Raw genomic sequence first — 23,107 nt, 5'->3', positions numbered from 1 at the left:
TGCGATTGAGGCAATCACGGACACGGGTTCGACAAGGAGCGGTCACAGTGCAGCGCTGGCGTGGCTTGGAGGACATCCCCGAGGACTGGGGGCGCAGCGTCGTCACCATCGGTTCCTACGACGGGGTGCACCGCGGACACCAGCTGATCATCCGGCATACCGTGGACCGCGCCCGTGAGCTGGGTGTTCCCTCCGTCGTGGTCACCTTCGACCCGCACCCCAGCGAGGTGGTCCGCCCCGGCAGCCACCCCCCGCTGCTCGCCCCGCACCACCGGCGCGCCGAACTGATGGCCGACCTGGGCGTGGACGCCCTGCTCATCCTGCCGTTCACCACCGAGTTCTCGAAGCTGTCGCCCGCCGACTTCGTGGCGAAGGTGCTGGTCGACAGGTTGCACGCCAAGGCCGTCGTCGAGGGCCCCAACTTCCGCTTCGGCCACAAGGCCGCGGGCAACGTCGGCTTCCTGCGCGAGCAGGGGGAGACGTACGACTTCGAGGTCGAGGTCGTGGACCTCTCCGTGTCCGGCGAGGCGGGCGGCGGCGAGCCGTTCTCCTCCACGCTCACCCGGCGGCTCGTCGCCGAGGGCGATGTCGAGGGCGCGCGCGAGATCCTCGGGCGGCCGCACCGCGTCGAGGGCATCGTCGTCCGCGGCGCTCAGCGCGGCCGCGAGCTCGGCTTCCCCACGGCGAACGTCGAGACCCTCCCGCACACCGCGATCCCCGCCGACGGCGTGTACGCGGGCTGGCTGCACGTCCAGGGCGAGGCCATGCCCGCCGCGATCTCCGTCGGCACGAACCCGCAGTTCGACGGCACCGAGCGCACGGTGGAGGCGTACGCCATCGACCGCGTGGGCCTCGACCTCTACGGCCTGCACGTCGCCGTCGACTTCCTCGCCTTCGTCCGCGGCCAGGCCAGGTTCGAGTCCATCGAGGCCCTGCTGGAAGCCATCGGCGACGACGTGAAGCGCTCGCGTGAACTGATCGAGGCGTACGACGGGGAGTAGCCCTCCTCGACCCGTTCCACTCGCCGGTCGCCGGCCGGCGTCCGACCTTCCGGGCTTCGGCACGGCTGTTCCTTCGCAGACCCTCACCCCGAACGACCCGTCCCCGACGGGCCGTTCGTGTGCGGTCGGCTCAGGTGTGCGACGACGGGGGCGGCCGGCGCCTTCGCCCGGCACCGGCCGCCCCCTCGCTCCGTCAGGCGTCGCCGCGTACCGCCCGCGCCCAGTGGCACGCCACCTGCGTCCCGCCGCCGCCGTCCAGGACCTCGAGGTCCTGGCTCCGGCATGCGTCCGCCACACCCGCCCGTTCGGCCGCACCGCTCGCCAGAATCTGACAGCGGGCGTGGAACCGGCAGCCTCCGGGGATACGGGAGGGGTCCGGGGGCTCGCCGCTCAGCACGACGGGATCGCCCGGGGCCTCCGGAAGGACGGACAACAGGGCCTGGGTATACGGATGCTGAGGTGTCGTCAGGACCTGCTCGACGGCTCCGGTCTCCACGATCCGGCCGAGGTACATCACCGCGACCCGGTCGGCGATGTTCCACGCCAGGCCCAGATCGTGCGTCACCACCAGCGCTGACAGGCCGAGTTCGTCACGCAGCCGCAGGAGCAGCGCGAGGATCTCGCCGCGGACCGAGGCGTCGAGGGAGGCCACCGGCTCGTCGGCGACGATGAGTTCGGGATCCAGGACGAGTGCGCCGGCGATGACGACGCGCTGGCGCTGGCCGCCGGACAGCTCGTGCGGGTAGCGCAGGAAGAAGCGCTCCGGAGGGCGCAGGCCCGCCCGGGACAGGGCCTCGGCGACCGCCGCCCGCTCGTCGCCGCCGTACCTGTGGATGCGCAGGCCCTCGGCCACCGCGTCGTAGACCGTGTGCCGGGGGTTCAGCGAGCCGCTGGGGTCCTGGAGGACCAGCTGGACCCGCTTGCGGTACGCCTTCAGGGCGCGTGAGGAGTAGTCCAGCGCCTTGCCGTCGAAGGTGACACCGCCGCCGGTCGGCGGGACCAGGCCGAGGAGCGAGCGGGCCAGCGTCGTCTTGCCGCAGCCCGACTCGCCGACCAGGGCGACGATCTCGCCGGGCCGGATGTCGAGGTCGACGCCGTCGACGGCACGGGCACGGGCGGCGCCCTGCCGGCCGGGGAACGAGACGTGCAGGCGCTCGGCGCGCAGCAGCGGCCCGGTCGTCACGGGGGTTGTCGTCATGGCGTGCTCCTGACCGGTTCCGCGCCCACGGCCGTGCCCGCATGGACACAGGCCGCCCATCGTCCCGCCCCCGCGTCCCGCAGCACCTGGTCCTCCGTCGCGCACACGTCCAGCGCCACCGGGCAGCGCGGGTGGAAGGTGCAGCCGGACGGCAGCGCCGACGGGTCCGGCGGATCACCGGGTAGCCCGCGCGGCGCGAACCGTGACGCCGCGTCGCCGATGCGCGGGAAGGCCGCCGAGAGGGCTTTGCCGTACGGGTGCCGGGCATCGTCGTAGACCTGCCGGGCGGGCCCCTCCTCGACCACGCGGCCCGCGTACATCACCGCGAGCCGGTCACAGGTGTCGGCCAGCACGGCGAGGTCGTGGCTGATCATGACGAGCCCCACCTCCTGCTCGCTGACGAGCTGCTGGATCAGACGGAGGATCTGCGCCTGGATCATCACGTCGAGCGCGGTCGTCGGTTCGTCGGCGATGACCAGCCGGGGGTCGCAGGCCAACGCCATGGCGATCATGACGCGTTGGCGCTGGCCGCCGGAGAGTTCGTGCGGATAGGCGTCCGCGTGTGCGGCCGGCAGCCCCACCTGTTCGAGCAGTTCGCCGGTCTTCCTCCGCGCGCCCGCCGGGGTCGCCTTCTTGTGGAGCAGGATCGGCTCGGCGATCTGGTCGCCGATACGGTGCACGGCGTTCAGCGAGTGCATCGCGCCCTGGAAGACGATGGACGCGCCCGCCCAGCGCACCGCTCGCACCCGCCCCCACTTCATCTTCAGCACGTCCTCGCCCGCGAGGAGGATCTCCCCGCTGGTGCGGGTGCCCGCGGGCAGCAGTCGCAGCAGTGCCAGCGCCAGTGTGGACTTGCCGCAGCCGGACTCGCCCGCGATGCCGAGCTTCCGGCCCGCGTCGAGCGAGAGATCCACCCCGCGTACCGCGGCGGCGCCGCCCGGGTACGTCACGTCGAGATTCCGGACCTCCAGCAGCCGTCGCCCGCTCGACGTGCTCGGAGCACTCGGAGTTCCCTCGGTCGCCGTGCTCAACGCGCCACCCCCAGCTTCGGGTTGAGTACCGACTCGACCGCGCGACCGCACAGCGTGAACGCCAGCGCGACCACCGCGATCGCGACACCCGGCGGCACCAGGTACCACCACTTGCCCGCGCTGACCGCACCCGCCTCGCGCGCGTCCTGGAGCAGCCCGCCCCACGACACGACGGTCGGATCGCCGAGGCCGAGGAACGCGAGCGTAGCCTCGGCGAGGATCGCCGAGGAGATGATGAGCGTCGTCTGGGCCAGGACCAGCGGCATCACATTGGGCAGCACATGGCGGGACATGATGTGCCAGTGGCCGCCGCCGAGTGCCTTGGCCCGCTCGATGTACGGCCGGGACTCCACCGCGAGGGTCTGCGCGCGCACCAGCCGGGCCGTCGTGGGCCAGGTGGTGACGCCGATCGCCAGGATGATCGTGCCCAGGGAGCGGGTCATCACGGTCGCCAGCGCGATGGCGAGAACCAGCGTCGGCATCACCAGGAACCAGTCCGTGATCCGCATCAGTACGGTCGCGTACCAGCCGCGGAAGTGCCCGGCGGTGATCCCGATCAGCGCCCCGATCGCCACCGACAGCACGGCGGCGAGCAGTCCGACCAGCAGCGAGACGCGGGCGCCCCACACCACCAGACCGAGCAGATTGCGGCCGAACTGGTCCGTGCCGAGCGGGAACTCGGCGCTCGGGCTCTCCAGCGGGTCGCCCGGCGCGCTGGTCACGCTCTGCACGTCGGATCCCACCGTCAGCGGCGCGGTCACCGCGATCAGCCCGAAGAGGCCGAGAGCGGCGAGCCCGAAGACGCCCGCCCGGTGGGTGCGGTACTGCTTCCAGAAACGGGCGGCGGAGCGACGGCGGCGCTGCCACGCGAGGGCCCGCGGACTCGGCTGGGCCACCCGCGGTGGTGCTTCGGCCGGCATCGGCCCGTCCGGCTCGGTCGTGGTCATCGGCCCACCCGTGGGTCCAGCAGCGGATAGATCAGATCGGCCAGCGTGTTCATCACGATCACCGCTGCCGCGAAGATGAAGAACAGCCCCTGCACCAGCGGCAGATCGGGCACGCTCAGCGCCTGGTAGAAGAGCCCGCCGAGGCCGGGCCAGGAGAAGACGGTCTCCACGAGGATCACGCCCGCGACCGTCCGGCCGAGGTTGATGAAGATCAGGGTGACGGTGGGCAGCAGTGCGTTGGGCACGGCGTGCCGACGGCGTACGAGGTCGTCCCGCAGCCCCTTCGCGCGGGCCGTGGTCAGGTAGTCGCTGCCCATCTCGTCGAGCAGGGCCGAGCGCGTGACCAGCAGGGTCTGCCCGTACTCGACGGCGACCAGGGTCACCACCGGCAGGACCAGATGGTGGGCGACGTCGAGGACGTACGCGAAGCCCTCCTCGCCCCCCGATTCCATGCCACCGGTCGGGAACAGACCGGGGATCGGGCCCATGCCCACCGAGAAGACGATGATGAGCAGCAGCCCCAGCCAGAAGGACGGGATCGAGTAGAGGATCAGCGCCAGACCGGTGTTGATGCGGTCGCTCCTCCCGCCGTTGTGCCACGCGGAGCGGGTGCCGATGAAGATGCCGAGCGCGGTGTACAGGACGAACGCCGTCCCGGTGAGCAGGAGGGTGTTCGGCAGCGCCTCGGTGATCTTGTCGATGACGGGGGCGCGGAACTGGTAGGAGGTGCCGAGATCGCCGGTGAGCGCTTTGCCGCAGTAGTCGGTGAACTGCTCCCACATGGGCAGATCGAGCCCGAACTCCTTGCGGTAGTTGGCGAGTTGTTCGGCGGACACCTGACGGCCGCCCGTCATGTACTTGACCGGGTCGCCGGGGATGAGTCGGAAGAGGAAGAAGCTGGTGACGAGGACGGCGAGCAGGGAGACGGCCGCGCCGCCCAACTTGCCCGCCACGTAACGCGGGTAGGCGGTACGGGTGCGCGCCTTCGTCCCGCGGACCGACGGCCCGGCCGCTGCCGGACCGCCGGTCGCCTCGACCAGCGAGGGTGTTGCCTCAGCGGTCATGAACTACTCATTCGCTCGTACGTTCATCGGGACCCCGCGGGTGTACGTGCGGGGTGCCCTCGGGTGCGCTGCGTGCGCTACTCACGGTCCTCGGCCGTCGAGCGGCGGCGCATCGCGAAGAACACACCGGCCCCCACGAGGACGACGACGCCCGCGACGATGCCGATGATGACGCCCGTCGAGTCCGAACCGTCGGAGGACGCACCGGAGGAGCCCGCCGGAACCGCCGACCACCAGCTCCAGTAACCGTCCTGGCCGTAGATGTTGCCCGCGGCCTTCGGCATCGTCTCGATCGACTTGATCTGATCGGTGCGATAGGCCTCGACCGCGTTCGGGTACGCCATGACATTCATGTACCCGGTGTCGTACAGCCGCGACTCCATCTGCTTGACGAGGTCCGTCCGCTTGGTGGTGTCGTACTCGGCGAGCTGCTGGTCGTACAGCTCGTCGTACTTCTTGTCGCAGATGAAGTTGTCCGTCGCGCCCGTGTCCTTGGGGGTGGCGGGCAGGGCGGCGCAGGTGTGGATCGACATCACGAAGTCGGGGTCCGGATTGACGGACCAGCCGTCGAAGGCGAGGTCGTACTCGCCGGCCAGCCAGGGGTCGGTCACGTTGTCCAGGCAGTTGAGCGTGACCCCGATGCCCAGCTTCCCGAACCACTCCTTCACGTACTGCCCGACCGCCTTGTCGTTCGGGTCGGTCGCGTGGCACAGGATCCGGTAGGTGATCGGCTTGCCGTTCTTCTCGACGCGCTTGCCGTCGCCGTTCTTCTTGTAGCCCGCCTGGTCGAGGAGTTTCGCCGCCTTGGCCGGGTCGTACGCCAGCGTCTGGCTCGCCGACGGCTTCCAGAAGTACGTCGAGAAGCGCGGCGGGATGTAGCCCTTGCCGGCGACGGCGTGCCCCTGGAAGACCTTGTCGATCAGCGTCTGCCGGTCGATCGACAGGAACAGCGCCTGGCGGACCTTCTGGTTGAGCAGCGACTCGGCGCCGTCACCGAAGCGCTTGCCGTCCTTGGCCTGGGCACCCGGGTTGCTGGCCAGGGCGTAGAAGCGGCGTCCCGGGGCGTCGTTGACCTTGATGTTCCGCTCGGACTCGAGCGCGGCCGACTGCGCCGGAGTCAGACCGGAGACGAAGGACACCTCGCCCTTCTGCAGCGCCGCGACGGCCGCGTCCCCGTCCTTGTAGTACTTGAATACCAGCTCGTCGAACTTGGGCGCCCCACGCCAGAAGCTCTTGTTGGGCTTCAGACGTACGTAGCTGTCGGCCTTGTAGTCCGTCAGGACGAACGGTCCGTTGCCGACGATCGGGAAGCTCTTGTCGTTGTTGAACTTGGAGAAGTCGCCGACCTTCTCCCAGACGTGCTTCGGCACGATCGGCACATCGAGCGCGGCCATCGTGGCCTGCGGCTTCTTCAGTTCGATCACCAGCTGGGTGGCGCTGGGGGCGGTGACCTTCCTGAAGTTGGCGACGAAGCTGCCGTTGGCGGTGGCCGCGCCGTCGTCGGTCATCATCTTGTTGAACGTCCACGCCGCGTCCTCGGCCGTGGCCTGCTGTCCGTCGGACCACTTGGAGTTGGAGCGGATCGTGTACGTCCAGGTCAGCTTGTCCGCGGACGGCTCCCACTTGGTGGCGAGGCCCGGGATCGCGTGGTTGTCCGCCGGGTCGTAGTTGGTCAGGTACTCGTACATGAGCCGGTGGATGCTCGTACTGACGAGCCGCGACGCCAGGAAGGGGCTCAGCGAGTCGACGCTCTGCGCGACCGCGACGGTGAGGACCTTCTTGTTCTCCTTGGCCTGGGCCTGCTGCGGCGTGGGGTTGAGGGGGGTCGCGAGACCGGCGGAGAGGGTGAGGGCGGCGACTCCTGCGGCGGCGATGAGCCGGGGGCGCAGCAGGCCTCTGTGGTGCTGATCTTGTGTGTTCATGGGTCGGTGACCTCGCGTCATCGCTTGCACAGAGATGGCTGGTTGAACGACGTGATCGGGCTGACGCCGGCGGGTTGATGTGTGTGTCTACCAGCGGTGGTCTGCACGAGTCAACGGCGCATGAACCCCATGTGGCCTGCGGAAATAACGAGTTGACGCGAATTTCTCGCTCATTGGTTCAGACCGGTGAAGCCCCCCAGGTGACGGCGTGACGGCTTCTGACGTCCCTGTACACGCGCTTGTGCCGTTCCCGGAAACGCGAAGGCCCGCACCGTCCGTGAACGGTGCGGGCCCGAGCGGGAATCGGTCCCTCGATGGGGCCGATCGGGTTACTGCTGAGGGGGTGCCGGAGGCGGCGGGGTCTGTCCGTGGTCCGGCTGATAGGGCTGCCCGGGCTGCGGATACGCCTGCCCGGGCGCCGGGTACCCCTGACCCGGCCCCTGGGGATAGGGCTGCCCGGGCTGCTGCGGGTAGGGCTGCCCCGGCTGGGCGTACGGCTGTCCGGGCTGCGGCTGCTGCGGAGCCTGTCCCGGAGCCGGCTGTCCCGGAACTTGCTGTCCGGGCACCTGCTGTCCAGGAACGTACTGTCCGGGCTGTCCGGGCTGTCCGGGCACGTACTGGCCCGGCATCGGCGGCGCGGCGACCGGCGGCGGGTTGCCGTCGTTCGTCCACAGCCCGAGCGACTGCTGGTGCCGCGCGATGTCCTCGGCGACCATCGCGGAGAGGTTGAAGTACGCCTCCCGCACCTTGGGCCGCATCATGTCGAGGTCCACCTCGGCGCCGGCGGACAGGTGCTCGTCGAACGGCACGACCACGACACCGCGGCAGCGCGTCTCGAAGTGGCTGACGATGTCGTCCACCTTGATCATCTTGCCGGTGTCGCGCACCCCGGAGATGACGGTGATCGAGCGCGAGACGAGGTCCGCGTAGCCGTGCGCCGACAGCCAGTCCAGTGTCGTACTGGCGCTGCTCGCCCCGTCCACCGACGGCGTCGAGATGATGATGAGCTGGTCGGCGAGGTCGAGCACCCCGCGCATCGCGCTGTACAGCAGACCCGTACCGGAGTCGGTCAGGATGATCGGGTACTGCTTGCCCAGGACGTCGATCGCGCGCCGGTAGTCCTCGTCGTTGAAGGTCGTGGACACGGCCGGGTCGACGTCGTTGGCGATGATCTCCAGCCCGGAGGGTGCCTGGGAGGTGAACCGCCGGATGTCCATGTACGAGTTGATGTACGGGATCGCCTGCACGAGGTCACGAATGGTGGCGCCGGTCTCGCGACGCACCCGGCGGCCGAGCGTGCCGGCGTCCGGGTTGGCGTCGATGGCGAGGATCTTGTCCTGCCGTTCGGTGGCGAGCGTGGAGCCGAGCGCGGTGGTCGTGGTCGTCTTGCCGACACCGCCCTTGAGGCTGATGACGGCGATCCGGTAGCAGGAGAGCACCGGAGTACGGATCAGTTCCAACTTCCGCTGGCGCTCGGCCTCTTCCTTCTTCCCGCCCAGCTTGAAGCGCGACGACGCGGCGGCCGGGCGACCGCTCTTGGCCTTCTGCTTCTTGTTGTTGAGCAGCCGGTCGGAAGACAGCTCCACGGCCGCGGTGTACCCGAGCGGAGCCGCCCCGGGGTTGGTGGGCTGCCGCTGATCGTGCCGCACGGGCTGAGGCCAGGCGGTGCCGGTCCGCGGGTCGACGGGGGCCGTCGGAGCGGCGGGGTGCTGCTGCACGGGCTGCGGGCCCGGCTGGTGCGGAGGCTGCGGCTGGGCCGGCGCCGGGGGCTGCGGTTGCGCGAGGTCGTAACCGGGCTGCGGGGCGGGCGAGTCGGCCGCCGGCTGCGGGAATCCGTAGCCCTGCTCCGGGACGGGAGCGGGAGCCGGTGCCTGCGGCGGCACGGCGTTCGGCGCGGGCACGGGAGGCTGCGGGAAACCGTAACCGGAAGCCTGCGGGGCGCCCGGGTAGGGGGGCCGCTGGTCCTGCGGCCCGGTGTTCTGCTGCGGGAATCCGTAGCCCGGTGCGGGTGCGGGTGCGGGTGCGGGTGCGGGTGCCGGTGCGGGCGGAGTGGGGGCCTGCTGGTCCGGGGCGGCGGCACTCTGCTGCGGGAACCCGTACCCAGAAGCCTGGGCGGGCGGGGTCACCGGAGCGGGGGCGGGCGCGCCGGGCCGAGGGAAGCCGTAGCTGCCCTGCGGGGCGGGAGCCGGGTCCGGAGTGCCGGGCTGGGGGAACCCGTAGTTCCCCTGCTGCGGTGGATTCGGCGCGGGCGCCTCCGCGACCGGGGCTGGCGGTACCGGCGGCTGAGCCTGCGGTGGAGCCGGTACGGGGCCCTCGGACACGGCCGGCTGCACGGGTACGGGCCCCTGCGGCGAACCCGCGGAAACGGGCGTGCCGGGGGAGGGCCAAGCCGACGGCACGGGCTGCGGCACGGGTGACGAGAAGGGCTGGCCCGGAGCGGGCACGGGTGCCTGCGCGGGTGACTGGAAGGGCTGGCCCGGAGCTGGTGCGGCGGGGGGTTGGAAGGGCTGGCTCGGAGCGGCGGGCTGGAAGGGCTGGCCGGGAGCGGGTGCCTGCGCGGCGGGCGGTTGGAAGGGCTGGCCGGGAGCGGGTGCCTGCGCGGGTGACTGGAAGGGCTGGCCCGGTGCCGGTGCGGCGGGGGCCTGCTGCGCCACCGGTGCCTGGTACGGCACCGGCACCTGGCTCTGCGCGGCAGGTGCGGGCTCCGTGGAGGCGGGCCACTGCGGGGCCGGTGCGGGCGCCGCGGGCTGGTAGGCGGGCGGCAAGGGCGGCAGCCCACCCTGCGGCAGCGGAGGCGGAGCCCAGGCGGGGGGTGTGTCCTGCACGTCCTCCGGCTCATCAGGCCGGACCGCGGGCACCGCGTCCTGGGGCTCGCTGACCTCGGGGACGACGTCCTGCGGTTCCTCGACGAGGGATTCCCCCCGCGCCGGCACCGCGTCCTGGATGTCGTCCTGCGGCCCGGGCCGGCCGGCCTCATGGGTCGCGTGGTCCGTGCCGACCTCGTCGTCCGCGGAACGCGGCTCCACGTCATCGGCGGCCTCGGCCTCCGCGGAGGCGTCGATCGGTTCCCCGGCGTACTCGGCGCCCGGGCACGCGACCACGTCATCGGCGGCGCGGTCCGCCACCTGTGCGTCTGTCACGCCCGCCCGCTGGGAGGCGGCCTCCAGCGACTGGTAGGCGAGCACGGGATCAATGACGGGGTCGGGCGCGGCCACCGGCTCCGGGACGGTCACGGGCTCGGGGACGGTCACGGGCTCGGGTACGGCCACGGGCTGGTGCTGGACCTCGGCGGCGGGCTGGACCTCGGCGTCGGACTGGATGTCCGCGACGGGCTGGACCTCGGCGTCGGGCTCGACCAGGGCTACAGGCGCGCTCGGGGCCTCGCCCTCTGCCTCGCCCTGGACGTCCGTCGCGCCGCTGTCGCCCCTGTCTCCGCCCTCGCTACCGGACTTGGCGCCGACCTCGGCCTCGGACACGGCCTCCGCCGCGCCATCGGCCTCCGAGAGCGCCCGGCCCTCCGGGCCCTCGCTGTCGGAGCCGGTCGCTGTCGCAGCCGCGGGCGTAGCCGCCGGCACGTCCGAGGGTTCATCCGAGACCGCATCCACAGGCGCGGGCTCGGAGTCCTCCGAGGCCGACCGTTCCGCGATCTCACGCTTCAGGGCGACAGCGGAGAACCGCATGGTCGCACCGCTCTCCAGGTCCCCGTTCCCGGAATCCGAACCGTCGGAAGCCGTAGGGTTCTCCGAAGTCGTCGAGGCACCCGAAGCCGCCGAGTCCTCCGAGCCTTCCGGGTCCCCCGAATCCCCGGAACCGCCCGAGGCGTTCTGCGTGTACCAGGCGGGCGGGGCGTAGTCGATGGTGAACTCGCCCGTCGTCTCGACGGCGGACTCGGCGTCGGACTGGTCATCGCCGGGCGTGGCCCAGCCCCCGCGGATCCCGTCCCGATCGCTGTTCACAATTCCTCCTGGTGTGGTCGAGCACCCTCAAGCCGTGCCGGGGCGACCGTCTGCTTGTCGTCCATGGACGTCCTTGGGCGACCGAGGCCGCCCGAAGTCCGTGCGAGGTTGTCCGAATTGACCCGGCTCCCCCTGGAACACGAGCCACCCGTCCACGGGTTCTGGCATCGCGCCCGGTCCCAGCCTAATCACCATGACTGTCCGTGGGGCAGGCCTGTCCACCCACGCGCGACCGCCCGCTACGTCACACCCTGCCCAGAAGTGGCGTACGCACGCTCACCATTGACTCTCAAAGCGGACAAACAATGGCATCGACAGGGCCACTTGTCTCCAGTCGACGAGCGACTGAGGGGGCGAGGGCCGCGAGGCGGACAGGGGCCAGCGGGTGCGGACAGGGGAAGCGGACGGAGAACAGGGGAAGCGGACGGAGAACAGGGGAAGCGGACGGAGAACAGGGGAAGCGGACAGAGAACAGGGGAAGCGGACAGAGAACAGGGGAAGCGGACAGAGAAAGGGCCGGCACGGAGAACCTCTCCGTGCCGGCCCCGCAGTTCCCGGCGTTCCGGCCGGCCCACGATGCCCGGTCGCGTCCGTACGCCCGCGAGGCCCGGTCGGCCGGTGTCCCGGCCACCCCGGCCGCCTCGCTACTCCGTCGGCAGACCGCCGGTGTGCGGCGCGGGCTCCAGGTCGAACTCTCCGTCCCGGGCGCCCAGCACGAAGGCCCGCCATTCCGCCTCCGTGTACCGGAGGACCGTCCCGGGGTCGAGCGACGACCGCATGGCCACCGCGCCCTCGGGCAGGTACGCGATCTCGACGCGCTCCTCGTGCTCCTCCGTACCCGGTGCGCTCTGCCATGCGACGTCCGAGATGTCGAGGGCGTAGAGCTCGTCCTTCTCCCGCTCCTTGCGCGCCTTGACGTCCTTCTCCGCTTCCTCGGCCATGTTCCGCCGGCCCCTTCCCCACGTACGAATGACCTCTGCCGTCACCCTAGTGGCCTGGTCCGCGCCGTCCGGGAAGGTTCGTGGACCTGGGCAGGCGTATCCGGCCAGGCTGGTACCCTGTGTAACGGCCGTTTGTGTACGCACCCCCGGAGCGCTGCTCCGGAGGCCGCGCCCAACGGATCCCGCCTCCCGAGTAACGGAAGCTCCCCTGAGAATTCGACCAGGGGCACTCGGTGGCAGACACGAGACTACAAGGAGTAAGCGTGCCGCTCGACGCCGCTACGAAGAAGCAGCTCATCAGCGAGTTCGGTCAGAAGGAGGGCGACACCGGCTCCCCCGAGGTCCAGGTCGCCATGCTTTCGCGCCGGATCTCGGACCTGACCGAGCACCTCAAGACCCACAAGCACGACCACCACTCCCGCCGTGGTCTTCTGATCCTGGTCGGCCAGCGTCGCCGCCTGCTTCAGTACCTGGCCAAGAAGGACATCCAGCGCTTCCGCGCGCTGGTCGACCGCCTGGGCATCCGCCGTGGTGCGGCCGGCGGCGCCAAGTAAGACGCCGTGAAGGGAGCGGTTCCCACATCTTGGGAGCCGCTCCCTTTGCCGTATGTGCTGCCGCACGTGCTCTCTACGTGCGGAGTGTCACCGACGCTTTGTAGTGTGGTAGCACAACGCAATACGCAGGAAACCGCACGTACGAACACAGCGTGACGACGCCGTACCCGCCGGGTAGGGCATCTCACGACAACGAACGAGGAGAAGCGCGCCTCGCCGCCGCCGGTCCTCGGTAGTGGCCCCCGGACGAAAGAACCCCGGGTGCTTCGATCGAAGACCGGCCCGCACCAGAAGGAGCGCCTCTCCGCCACCGTCCCCCTGCCACACGGGCAGGACGGGACGAAGACGAGGAGAAAACACTAGTGGAGAACGAGACCCACTACGCCGAGGCCGTTATCGACAACGGTTCCTTCGGTACCCGCACCATCCGCTTCGAGACGGGCCGGCTGGCCAGGCAGGCCGCCGGCTCCGCCGTCGCGTACCTGGACGACGACACCATGGTGCTGTCGGCCACCACCGCTTCCAAGAAGCCCAAGGACCAGCTCGACTTCTTCCCCCTGACGGTGGACGTCGAGGAGCGGATGTACGCCGCCGGCAAGATCCCCGGCAGCTTCTTCCGCCGCGAGGGCCGTCCCTCCGAGGACGCCATCCTCACCTGTCGTCTGATCGACCGCCCGCTGCGTCCGTCCTTCAAGAAGGGCCTTCGCAACGAGATCCAGGTCGTCGCCACGATCATGGCGCTCAACCCCGACCACCTGTACGACGTCGTGGCGATCAACGCCGCCTCCGCGTCCACCCAGCTGGCCGGTCTGCCCTTCTCCGGCCCGGTCGGCGGCGTCCGCGTCGCGCTGATCAACGGCCAGTGGGTCGCGTTCCCGACGCACACCGAGCTCGAGGACGCCGTCTTCGACATGGTCGTCGCCGGTCGCGTCCTCGAGGACGGCGACGTCGCGATCATGATGGTCGAGGCCGAGGCCACCGACAAGACGATCACGCTGGTCCAGGGTGGCGCCGAGGCGCCGACCGAGGAGGTCGTGGCCGCCGGTCTCGACGCCGCGAAGCCCTTCATCAAGGTCCTGTGCAAGGCGCAGTCGGACCTCGCCGCGAAGGCCGCCAAGCCGACCGGCGAGTTCCCGATCTTCCTGGACTACCAGGACGACGTCTTCGAGGCCCTCACCGCCGCGGTCAAGAGCGAGCTCGCCCAGGCGCTCACCATCGCCGGCAAGCAGGACCGCGAGGCCGAGCTGGACCGCGTCAAGGAGATCGCCGCCGAGAAGCTGCTCCCGCAGTTCGAGGGTCGCGAGAAGGAGATCTCCGCCGCGTACCGCGCGCTGACCAAGAAGCTGGTCCGCGAGCGCGTCATCAAGGACAAGGTCCGCATCGACGGCCGCGGCGTCACGGACATCCGTACGCTGGCCGCCGAGGTCGAGGCCATCCCGCGCGTGCACGGCTCGGCGCTGTTCGAGCGTGGCGAGACCCAGATCCTGGGCGTCACCACCCTGAACATGCTCCGCATGGAGCAGCAGCTGGACACCCTCTCCCCGGTGACCCGCAAGCGCTACATGCACAACTACAACTTCCCGCCGTACTCCGTCGGTGAGACGGGCCGCGTCGGCTCCCCGAAGCGCCGCGAGATCGGCCACGGCGCGCTCGCCGAGCGCGCGATCGTGCCGGTCCTGCCGACCCGCGAGGAGTTCCCCTACGCGATCCGTCAGGTGTCCGAGGCCCTCGGCTCCAACGGCTCGACGTCCATGGGCTCGGTCTGCGCCTCCACCATGTCGCTGCTCAACGCCGGTGTGCCGCTGAAGGCCGCCGTCGCGGGTATCGCCATGGGTCTGATCTCCCAGGAGATCGACGGCCAGACGCACTACGTCGCCCTCACCGACATCCTCGGTGCGGAGGACGCCTTCGGTGACATGGACTTCAAGGTCGCCGGCACCAAGGAGTTCGTGACCGCCCTCCAGCTCGACACCAAGCTGGACGGCATCCCGGCCTCCGTCCTGGCCGCGGCCCTCAAGCAGGCCCGCGACGCCCGCCTCCACATCCTCGACGTGATGATGGAAGCGATCGACACGCCGGACGAGATGTCCCCGAACGCCCCGCGGATCATCACCGTCAAGATCCCCGTGGACAAGATCGGTGAGGTCATCGGCCCGAAGGGCAAGATGATCAACCAGATCCAGGAGGACACCGGCGCCGACATCACGATCGAGGACGACGGCACCATCTACATCGGTGCCCAGCAGGGTTCGCAGGCCGAGGCCGCGCGCGCCACGATCAACTCGATCGCCAACCCGACCATGCCGGAGGTCGGCGAGCGCTACCTGGGCACCGTCGTGAAGACGACGACCTTCGGTGCGTTCGTGTCGCTGCTCCCGGGCAAGGACGGTCTGCTGCACATCTCGCAGATCCGTAAGCTCGCCGGTGGCAAGCGCGTGGAGAACGTGGAGGACGTCGTCGGCGTGGGCTCCAAGGTCCAGGTCGAGATCGCCGAGATCGACTCCCGCGGCAAGCTCTCCCTGATCCCCGTGATCGAGGGCGAAAGCGACGATGAGAAGAAGGACGACACCGACAAGTGACGTCGAGTAGCTCCACGACGACGGCCCGCACCTCCTCGGAGGCGCGGGCCGTCGCCCGTACCCAAACCCTCATCAAGGGCGCGAACGGCATCGGTACGGTCCGCAAGACCACCCTCCCCGGCGGCCTGCGCATCGTCACCGAGACGCTCCCCTCCGTGCGCTCCGCCACGTTCGGCATCTGGGCGCACGTGGGCTCCCGTGACGAGACGCCGTCGCTGAACGGCGCCACGCACTATCTGGAGCACCTGCTCTTCAAGGGCACGAACCGCAGGTCCGCCCTGGACATCTCCTCGGCGATCGACGCGGTCGGCGGCGAGATGAACGCGTTCACGGCCAAGGAGTACACGTGCTACTACGCACGCGTGCTCGACACCGACCTGCCGCTGGCCATCGACGTCGTCTGCGACATGCTGACCGGCTCGCTCATCCTCGAGGACGACGTCAACGTCGAGCGCGGCGCGATCCTCGAAGAGATCGCGATGACCGAGGACGACCCGGGCGACTGTGTGCACGACCTGTTCGCGCACACCATGCTCGGCGACACACCCCTCGGCCGCCCGGTCCTCGGCACGGTCAACACGGTGAACGCCCTCACCGCGGACCGCATCCGCCGCTTCTACAAGAAGCACTACGACCCGACCCACCTCGTTGTGGCCTGCGCGGGCAACGTCGACCACAACAAGGTCGTACGCCAGGTCCGCACCGCGTTCGAGAAGGCCGGAGCCTTCAAGAACGCCGCGGCGGCTCCCATCGCCCCGCGCGACGGCGACCGCACCATCCGCACCGCGGGCCGCGTCGAACTGCTCGGCCGCAAGACCGAGCAGGCCCATGTCGTCCTCGGTATGCCGGGCCTGGCCCGTACCGACGACCGCCGCTGGGCCCTCGGGGTCCTGAACACCGCCCTGGGCGGCGGCATGTCCTCGCGGCTGTTCCAGGAGGTCCGTGAGAAGCGCGGCCTGGCCTACAGCGTGTACTCGTACACCTCGGGCTTCGCCGACTGCGGCCTCTTCGGCGTCTACGCGGGCTGCCGCCCGAGCCAGGTCCACGACGTCCTCAAGCTCTGCCGTGACGAACTGGACAAGGTCGCCGAGCACGGCCTCTCGGACGACGAGATCGGCCGCGCCATCGGTCAGCTCCAGGGCTCCACGGTCCTCGGTCTGGAGGACACCGGCGCGCTGATGAACCGGATCGGCAAGAGTGAGCTGTGCTGGGGCGAGCAGATGTCGGTCGACGACATGCTGGCCCGGATCGCGTCCGTCACCCCGGACGAGGTCCGCTCGATCGCCCGGGACGTCCTCGGACAGCGGCCCTCGCTGGCGGTCATCGGCCCGGTCAAGGACAAGCAGGCGTCCCGACTGCACGACGCGGTCGCGTAAATCCCGTCTCGGTAAGGAACGAAGCAATGAGCAAGCTGCGCGTGGCGGTCCTCGGTGCCAAGGGCCGGATCGGAGCCGAGGCGGTACGAGCCGTCGAGGCCGCCGAGGACATGGAGCTGGTGGCCGCGCTGGGCCGCGGCGACAAGCTGGAGACGCTGGTCGACGCGGGGGCGCAGGTCGTCGTCGAGCTGACCACTCCGGCCTCGGTGATGGGCAACCTCGACTTCTGCGTCCGGCACGGCATCCACGCCGTGGTCGGTACGACCGGCTGGACCGAGGAGCGCCTCGCGCAGCTCGGCACCTCGCTGGCGGCCTCCCCGGAGACGGGCGTGCTCATCGCGCCCAACTTCTCCATCGGGGCCGTGCTGACGATGAAGTTCGCCGAGGTCGCCGCGCCGTACTTCGAGTCCGTCGAGGTCGTCGAGCTGCACCACCCGAACAAGGTGGACGCCCCCAGCGGCACCGCCACGCGCACGGCTCAGCTGATCGCGGCGGCCCGGGAGCGCGCGGGCAGCGCTCCGCAGCCCGACGCCACGGTGACCGCCCTGGACGGTGCCCGCGGCGCCGACGTCGACGGCGTGCCGGTGCACGCGGTCCGCCTGCGCGGCCTCCTCGCCCACCAGGAGGTCCTGCTCGGCGGCGAGGGCGAGACGCTGACCATCCGCCACGACTCCCTCCACCACAGCAGCTTCATGCCGGGCATCCTGCTCGGCGCCCGCCGCGTGGTGACCACTCCGGGCCTCACCTTCGGCCTGGAACACTTCCTGGACCTCGGCTGAGCCGGGGGACGTACAAGAGTTAGCCGGCAGACATGCGCGCGAAGATCACCTATGCCATCACGGCCGCCGTCCTGGTCGTCTATTTCGTCCTGGTCGGCAGCCGGGGCGTGCTCCTCATCCAGCACGGCACCCTGATCACCGTCACCTTCGGCGTCTCGGTGCTCATCCTGCCGGTCATCGGTGTCTGGTTCCTCTGGCAGAACACCCAGTTCGTCCGGAAGGCCAACCGGCTCGCCGCCGTGCTCGACGCCGAGGGCGGTCTGCCTCCGGACGAGCTGAGGCGCACCGAGGGCGGCCGCATCGACCGCGACTCGGCCGACGAGGTCTTCGCCCGCCGCAAGGCCGAGACCGAGGACGCCCCGGGCGACTGGCGCAGCTGGTTCCGCCTCGCGATCGCCTACCACGACGCCCGCGACACCCCGCGCGCCCGCAAGGCCATGCAGCGGGCCATCGCCCTCCACGAGGGCCGGACGCTGGAAGCCTGACCAGGCTGTACGACGAAGGGCCGGCCCGCGCTGAGCGGGCCGGCCCTTCGTCGTCGAAGCCGTGTGCGGAGATCCGCCGAGGCGGGAGTCTCAGACCCGGCGGTACTCGTCGGCCCAGACCTCGACGGCGTCCGCCGCCCGGTCGAAGGCTTCCGTACGCGCCAGGAAGTCGGCGTTGTGCGTGGTCATCAGCGGCGGCACGTCCCCGGGCGCACGATCGCCGCGTACGAGCGTCAGGGCCTGGCCCTGAACCGTGCGGGGCAGTCCCAGCCAGCGCACCGGCTGCTGCACCGTGCGCACCGCAACGACCTGCTCCCACGGAGTCGTGTGGGTGACGAAGAAGCCCACCCTGCGCAGCCCTCGGGCGCTGACCCACGCACCCACGCGCAGCAGCCGCAGCGCGCACAGTATGGCGGCCGTCGCCCCGGCCATACAGGCCCCGGCGGCAGGCAGCGTCCCGGCCACGCCGATGATCACGGCCGCGACGAGCACATACGAGGCGAGCAGCAGGATGAGCGCGGCCGCGCCCACCCGCCACGGGCCGGGCCGGTAGGGGCGCCGCCAGCGGTCGCGGTCGTCGAAGGGCAGCGCGACATCCTCCGCCGCCTCGTCAAAGACGCGGTCCGCCGTCAGGAAGGGCAGGGGCACGACTGATCCTCACTCAATCCACGCATGGGCTGTGCCCGGTGAGGTTATCGAGCCGGATGCCGGGTCACCACCCTTGGGGGTCCGGAAGAGAGTCAGCGGCCGTCCGACGCCTGGGAACCCTGCGTCCGCGCAGGTGACTGATCCTGTGACAGGGCAGGCATCCCGAGGATCAGGGACCCGGCGATCCCGGCGATCACGGTGAGGCCGATGAGCCACCGGCCGGCCATCTGCCCGGCGGAGGGCCGCTCGCGGGGCGGGGGAGCGACATTGCTGCGGAACTGGTCGGCTTCGGCGATGAAGGCGAACGGGACGGGCTCGCGCCGACGGAACATGAGCGGTGCTTCTCCTCTGGGGGGCTCGCGGGGACACGACGGTCCGGCGACAAAGCGACTCGAACTCATCATTCTCACTCATACAGACGGTCGAATGGCCCAAGAGGTGCCCAGATTCTCCGAATTCGCAGAAGTTCGCAGGCGAATGTCGCGGCACGGCACCGAACGCCCCGTTGTCAGTGCCGGGCCGTAGAGTGGTCGCCGCCCGAGCCAGTGATGGGAAGGACCCTCCGCACCGTGACCGACACCTCAGCCGACGACCTTAAGCCCAGCTTCCGCAGCGATGTCACCGTCGAGCTGATCAAGCACACGGCCTCCGACGCCGACGTGCTCTTCGCCGCCCGTGTCTCCACCGCCGGAGAGCAGTCGCTGGAAGAGCTGCAGAAGGACCCGGAGCGCTCCAAGGGCCTGATCAACTACCTGATGCGGGACCGGCACGGCAGCCCCTTCGAGCACAACTCGATGACCTTCTTCATCAGCGCCCCGATTTTCGTCTTCCGCGAGTTCATGAGGCACCGCGTCGGCTGGTCGTACAACGAGGAATCGGGCCGCTACAGGGAGCTGGAGCCGGTCTTCTACGTCCCGGACGCCTCCCGGAAGCTGGTCCAGGAGGGCCGCCCCGGCAAGTACGTCTTCGTCGAGGGCACGCAGGCGCAGCAGGAGCTCACGGGTCGTGTGATGGAGGACTCCTACCGCGAGGCGTACGCGTCGTACCAGGAGATGCTCGCCGCCGGTGTGGCCCGCGAGGTGGCCCGCGCCGTGCTCCCGGTCGGCCTCTTCTCCTCGATGTACGCCACGTGCAACGCGCGCTCGCTGATGCACTTCCTCGGCCTGCGCACCCAGCACGAGCTCGCCAAGGTCCCGTCCTTCCCGCAGCGGGAGATCGAGATGGTCGGCGAGAAGATGGAGGCGGAGTGGGCCAGGCTCATGCCGCTCACGCACGCGGCCTACAACGCCAACGGGCGCGTGGCGCCGTAACGCGCCCCAGCGCACCCGTTCGGCACAGATGTACGGACCAGCCGAGCGAAGTGTCCGTATTGCGACACTTCGCGAAGTTCATCTAGCCTGATCAAACGGACCCGGCACTGCTTGAACCCCCGAGCAGGCAGTGCCGGGTTCCACCTTTGTCATGCTTTGTCGTATCCCCCGAGGGCAGACCCCGCGTTGAGCAGCGAGTAGCGTATTACCCATGGCTCCGACCTCCACTCCGCAGACCCCCTTCGGGCGGGTCCTCACCGCCATGGTCACGCCCTTCACGGCGGACGGCGCACTCGACCTCGACGGCGCTCAGCGGCTCGCCACCCACCTGGTGGACGCAGGCAACGACGGCCTGATCATCAACGGCACCACCGGTGAGTCCCCGACCACCAGCAACGCGGAGAAATCGGAGCTCGTACGCGCCGTACTGGAGGCGGTGGGCGACCGCGCCCACATCGTCGCCGGCGTCGGCACGAACGACACCCGCCACAGCATCGAGCTGGCCCGCGACGCCGAGAAGACCGGCGCACACGGCCTGCTCACCGTGACGCCGTACTACAACAAGCCCCCGCAGGAGGGCCTGTACCGGCACTTCTCGGCCATCGCCGACGCGACCGAACTGCCGGTCATGCTCTACGACATCCCCGGCCGCAGCGGCGTCCCGATCAACACCGAAACCCTGGTGCGGCTCGCCGAGCACCCGCGTATCGTCGCCAACAAGGACGCCAAGGGAGACCTCGGCCGCGCCAGCTGGGCCATCGCCCGCTCCGGCCTCGCCTGGTACTCCGGCGACGACATGCTGAACCTGCCGCTGCTCTCCGTCGGCGCGGTGGGCTTCGTCTCCGTCGTGGGCCACGTCGTCACCCCGGAACTGCGCGCGATGCTCGACGCGTACATCTCGGGCGACGTGCAGAAGGCCACCGAGATCCACCAGAAACTGCTGCCCGTCTTCACCGGCATGTTCCGCACCCAGGGCGTCATGACGACCAAGGCCGCGCTCGCCCTCCAGGGCCTGCCCGCCGGTCCGCTGCGCGCCCCGATGGTCGAACTGTCCCCCGAGGAGACCATCCAGCTCAAGATCGATCTTGGCGCCGGCGGGGTAGAGCTCTAAACACGGACTTCACAACTGAATACGCAGGACCCGCAGGCCATCGGCCTGCACCCCACACAGACAACTGCTACTGCACGAACGTCACGCGCGCCACGTGCCTTGCCAGGTACGTGGCGTGAGTGGTGAGGAGAGTCTTTTGAGTCATCCGCATCCTGAACTCGGCAAACCGCCGGTCCTCCCGAAGGGCGGCCTCCGGGTCACCCCGCTCGGCGGTCTCGGCGAAATCGGCCGGAACATGACGGTCTTCGAGTACGGAGGCCGCCTGCTGATCGTCGACTGCGGAGTGCTCTTCCCCGAGGAGGAGCAGCCCGGAATCGACCTGATCCTGCCGGACTTCACGTCCATCAGGGACCGCCTCGACGACATCGAGGGCATCGTGCTCACGCACGGCCACGAGGACCACATCGGCGGCGTCCCGTTCCTTCTGCGCGAGAAGCCGGACATCCCGCTGATCGGCTCCAAGCTGACCCTCGCTCTCATCGAGGCGAAGCTCCAGGAGCACCGCATCCGGCCCTACACGCTCGAGGTGGCCGAAGGGCACCGCGAGCGCATCGGCCCGTTCGACTGCGAGTTCGTCGCGGTCAACCACTCCATCCCGGACGCCCTCGCGGTCGCCATCCGCACCCCCGCGGGCATGGTCGTCCACACCGGCGACTTCAAGATGGACCAGCTGCCGCTGGACGGCCGCCTCACGGACCTGCACGCGTTCGCGCGCCTGAGCGAAGAGGGCATCGACCTCCTTCTCTCGGACTCCACGAACGCGGAGGTCCCGGGCTTCGTCCCGCCCGAGCGCGACATCTCGAACGTGCTGCGCCAGGTCTTCGCCGGCGCCAGCAAGCGGATCATCGTGGCGAGCTTCGCCAGCCACGTCCACCGCATCCAGCAGATCCTCGACACCGCCCACGAGTACGGCCGCAGGGTCGCCTTCGTCGGCCGCTCGATGGTCCGCAACATGGGCATCGCGCGCGACCTCGGCTATCTGAAGGTCCCGCCGGGCCTGGTGGTCGACGTCAAGACGCTCGACGACCTTCCGGATCACCAGATCGTCCTCGTCTGTACGGGCTCCCAGGGCGAGCCGATGGCCGCCCTCTCCCGGATGGCGAACCGCGACCACCAGATCCGGATCGTCCAGGGCGACACGGTGATCCTGGCGTCGTCCCTGATCCCGGGCAACGAGAACGCGGTCTACCGCGTCATCAACGGCCTGACCCGCTGGGGCGCGAACGTCGTCCACAAGGGCAACGCCAAGGTGCACGTCTCCGGTCACGCCTCCGCGGGCGAGCTGCTGTACTTCTACAACATCTGCAAGCCGCGCAACCTGATGCCGGTCCACGGCGAATGGCGCCACCTGCGCGCCAACGCCGAGCTCGGAGCCCTGACGGGCGTCCCGCACGACCGCATCGTGATCGCCGAGGACGGCGTCGTCGTCGACCTGATCGAGGGCAAGGCGAAGATCTCCGGCAAGGTCCAGGCGGGGTACGTGTACGTCGACGGCCTCTCGGTCGGTGACGTCGGTGAGCCCGCGCTCAAGGACCGCAAGATCCTCGGCGACGAGGGCATCATCTCGGTCTTCGTGGTGATGGACTCCAGCACCGGCAAGCTCACGGGCGGCCCGCACGTGCAGGCACGCGGCTCCGGCATCGACGACTCCGCGTTCGCCGATGTCATCCCGAGGGTCACGGAAGTCCTGGAACGTTCCGCTCAGGACGGCGTGGTCGAGCCCCACCAGCTGCAGCAACTCATCCGCCGCACGCTGGGCAAGTGGGTCTCCGACAACTACCGCCGGCGCCCGATGATCCTCCCGGTCGTCGTCGAGGTCTGACCCCGACAAGCGCCAACCAGGAGCGGGGCTCCCCGATTTGCATCGGGGAGCCCCGCTCCAGTACGTTTACGTCTCCGCCTGAACGGGAACCCGGCACCTTCGTGCGCCGGAACCAGTCCCCGAGTGGGGCGGGAATTCCGACTCAGAGATTCTGATAAAGTCGGAGTCGCCGGAAAGGAAAGTGCGAAAGCGCAAACCTGGAAAGCACCGAGGAAATCAGGCCCGAAAGGATCTGATAGAGTCGGACTCGCCGGAAAGGGAAACGCGGAAGCGGGAACCTGGAAAGCACCGAGGAAATCGGATACGGAAACGGTCTGATAGAGTCGGAAACGCAAGACCGAAGGGAAGCGCCCGGAGGAAAGCCCGAGAGGGTGAGTACAAAG

Annotated in this window: 18 protein-coding genes; 9 read left to right on the top strand and 9 right to left on the bottom strand. The window is 69.8% G+C overall.

Going from position 1 to position 23,107, the window contains the following annotated elements; all coding sequences use genetic code 11:
* Positions 1–47 precede the first annotated feature (47 nt).
* Positions 48–1,001: a bifunctional riboflavin kinase/FAD synthetase gene (locus tag ACWD68_RS22740; protein ID WP_451808260.1), complete on the top strand. Its 954-nt coding sequence runs from the start codon at positions 48–50 to the stop codon at positions 999–1,001.
* A gap of 193 nt (positions 1,002–1,194) precedes the next feature.
* Here the strand turns inward: ACWD68_RS22740 and ACWD68_RS22735 are convergent, their stop codons facing one another.
* The 7 genes from ACWD68_RS22735 to ACWD68_RS22705 all read right to left on the bottom strand — a co-directional run bounded on the left by ACWD68_RS22735 (position 1,195) and on the right by ACWD68_RS22705 (position 12,060).
* Positions 1,195–2,199, bottom strand: coding sequence for an ABC transporter ATP-binding protein (locus tag ACWD68_RS22735; protein WP_451808259.1), 1,005 nt, complete (start codon positions 2,197–2,199; stop codon positions 1,195–1,197).
* On the bottom strand, positions 2,196–3,230 hold the full coding sequence (locus ACWD68_RS22730; protein ID WP_451808258.1) for an ABC transporter ATP-binding protein: 1,035 nt from the start codon (positions 3,228–3,230) through the stop codon (positions 2,196–2,198). Before ACWD68_RS22730 ends, ACWD68_RS22735 begins: the two co-directional genes overlap by 4 nt.
* A complete protein-coding gene (locus ACWD68_RS22725; protein ID WP_451808318.1) occupies positions 3,227–4,150 on the bottom strand; it encodes an ABC transporter permease in 924 nt (307 codons plus the stop codon). Before ACWD68_RS22725 ends, ACWD68_RS22730 begins: the two co-directional genes overlap by 4 nt.
* A gap of 23 nt (positions 4,151–4,173) precedes the next feature.
* A complete protein-coding gene (locus tag ACWD68_RS22720; protein WP_451808257.1) occupies positions 4,174–5,241 on the bottom strand; it encodes an ABC transporter permease in 1,068 nt (355 codons plus the stop codon).
* Between the two features lie 77 nt (positions 5,242–5,318).
* Complete coding sequence (locus ACWD68_RS22715; RefSeq protein WP_451808256.1) at positions 5,319–7,163, bottom strand: ABC transporter substrate-binding protein; 1,845 nt, start codon at positions 7,161–7,163, stop codon at positions 5,319–5,321.
* Between the two features lie 329 nt (positions 7,164–7,492).
* Positions 7,493–11,119: an SCO5717 family growth-regulating ATPase gene (locus tag ACWD68_RS22710; RefSeq protein WP_451808255.1), complete on the bottom strand. Its 3,627-nt coding sequence runs from the start codon at positions 11,117–11,119 to the stop codon at positions 7,493–7,495.
* A gap of 644 nt (positions 11,120–11,763) precedes the next feature.
* Positions 11,764–12,060: a DUF397 domain-containing protein gene (locus tag ACWD68_RS22705; RefSeq protein WP_451808254.1), complete on the bottom strand. Its 297-nt coding sequence runs from the start codon at positions 12,058–12,060 to the stop codon at positions 11,764–11,766.
* Between the two features lie 263 nt (positions 12,061–12,323).
* Between ACWD68_RS22705 and rpsO the strand changes: the two genes are divergently transcribed.
* From rpsO to ACWD68_RS22680, 5 genes are all read left to right on the top strand, one after another.
* Positions 12,324–12,614 (top strand): 30S ribosomal protein S15, encoded by a 291-nt coding sequence (gene rpsO / locus ACWD68_RS22700; RefSeq protein WP_081219736.1) that lies wholly within the window; start codon positions 12,324–12,326, stop codon positions 12,612–12,614.
* Between the two features lie 362 nt (positions 12,615–12,976).
* Positions 12,977–15,193 (top strand): polyribonucleotide nucleotidyltransferase, encoded by a 2,217-nt coding sequence (locus ACWD68_RS22695; protein WP_451808253.1) that lies wholly within the window; start codon positions 12,977–12,979, stop codon positions 15,191–15,193.
* Positions 15,190–16,569 carry a M16 family metallopeptidase gene (locus tag ACWD68_RS22690; protein WP_451808252.1) on the top strand — a complete coding sequence of 460 codons (1,380 nt, stop codon included), beginning with the start codon at positions 15,190–15,192 and terminating at the stop codon, positions 16,567–16,569. Before ACWD68_RS22695 ends, ACWD68_RS22690 begins: the two co-directional genes overlap by 4 nt.
* A gap of 26 nt (positions 16,570–16,595) precedes the next feature.
* Complete coding sequence (gene dapB, locus ACWD68_RS22685; protein WP_266763348.1) at positions 16,596–17,348, top strand: 4-hydroxy-tetrahydrodipicolinate reductase; 753 nt, start codon at positions 16,596–16,598, stop codon at positions 17,346–17,348.
* A gap of 32 nt (positions 17,349–17,380) precedes the next feature.
* Positions 17,381–17,833, top strand: a complete 453-nt coding sequence (locus tag ACWD68_RS22680) for a hypothetical protein (RefSeq protein ID WP_451808251.1) — start codon at positions 17,381–17,383, stop codon at positions 17,831–17,833.
* Positions 17,834–17,923: 90 nt separating this feature from the next.
* Here ACWD68_RS22680 and ACWD68_RS22675 read toward each other — a convergent pair whose 3' ends face one another.
* A complete protein-coding gene (locus ACWD68_RS22675; RefSeq protein ID WP_451808250.1) occupies positions 17,924–18,481 on the bottom strand; it encodes a hypothetical protein in 558 nt (185 codons plus the stop codon).
* Positions 18,482–18,573: 92 nt separating this feature from the next.
* Complete coding sequence (locus tag ACWD68_RS22670) at positions 18,574–18,813, bottom strand: hypothetical protein (RefSeq protein ID WP_451808249.1); 240 nt, start codon at positions 18,811–18,813, stop codon at positions 18,574–18,576.
* Positions 18,814–19,050: 237 nt separating this feature from the next.
* Here ACWD68_RS22670 and thyX point away from each other — a divergent pair, with 237 nt between their 5' ends.
* The 3 genes from thyX to ACWD68_RS22655 all read left to right on the top strand — a co-directional run bounded on the left by thyX (position 19,051) and on the right by ACWD68_RS22655 (position 22,724).
* The gene (gene thyX / locus ACWD68_RS22665; protein WP_451808248.1) at positions 19,051–19,791 is read left to right on the top strand and encodes an FAD-dependent thymidylate synthase; all 741 of its coding nucleotides are present in this window, start codon (positions 19,051–19,053) and stop codon (positions 19,789–19,791) included.
* Positions 19,792–20,002: 211 nt separating this feature from the next.
* Positions 20,003–20,902 (top strand): 4-hydroxy-tetrahydrodipicolinate synthase, encoded by a 900-nt coding sequence (gene dapA / locus ACWD68_RS22660; protein ID WP_451808247.1) that lies wholly within the window; start codon positions 20,003–20,005, stop codon positions 20,900–20,902.
* 136 nt (positions 20,903–21,038) lie between these two features.
* Complete coding sequence (locus ACWD68_RS22655) at positions 21,039–22,724, top strand: ribonuclease J (RefSeq protein WP_451808246.1); 1,686 nt, start codon at positions 21,039–21,041, stop codon at positions 22,722–22,724.
* Positions 22,725–23,107: the final 383 nt, after the last annotated feature.

Source organism: Streptomyces sp. NPDC005141, assembly GCF_053599975.1.
The sequence above is the reverse complement of the archived record's forward strand: the minus strand, read 5'-3'. Positions and strand labels throughout refer to the sequence as shown.

What these genes read in the sequence shown, in the direction of transcription:
- ACWD68_RS22735 (WP_451808259.1), bottom strand. Translation starts at nt 2,199, where the DNA reads ATGACGACAACCCCCGTGACGACCGGGCCGCTGCTGCGCGCCGAGCGC.
- ACWD68_RS22725 (WP_451808318.1), bottom strand. Translation starts at nt 4,150, where the DNA reads ATGCCGGCCGAAGCACCACCGCGGGTGGCCCAGCCGAGTCCGCGGGCC.
- ACWD68_RS22720 (WP_451808257.1), bottom strand. Translation starts at nt 5,241, where the DNA reads ATGACCGCTGAGGCAACACCCTCGCTGGTCGAGGCGACCGGCGGTCCG.
- ACWD68_RS22715 (WP_451808256.1), bottom strand. Translation starts at nt 7,163, where the DNA reads ATGAACACACAAGATCAGCACCACAGAGGCCTGCTGCGCCCCCGGCTC.
- ACWD68_RS22705 (WP_451808254.1), bottom strand. Translation starts at nt 12,060, where the DNA reads ATGGCCGAGGAAGCGGAGAAGGACGTCAAGGCGCGCAAGGAGCGGGAG.
- dapB (WP_266763348.1), top strand. Translation starts at nt 16,596, where the DNA reads ATGAGCAAGCTGCGCGTGGCGGTCCTCGGTGCCAAGGGCCGGATCGGA.
- ACWD68_RS22680 (WP_451808251.1), top strand. Translation starts at nt 17,381, where the DNA reads ATGCGCGCGAAGATCACCTATGCCATCACGGCCGCCGTCCTGGTCGTC.
- ACWD68_RS22670 (WP_451808249.1), bottom strand. Translation starts at nt 18,813, where the DNA reads ATGTTCCGTCGGCGCGAGCCCGTCCCGTTCGCCTTCATCGCCGAAGCC.
- dapA (WP_451808247.1), top strand. Translation starts at nt 20,003, where the DNA reads ATGGCTCCGACCTCCACTCCGCAGACCCCCTTCGGGCGGGTCCTCACC.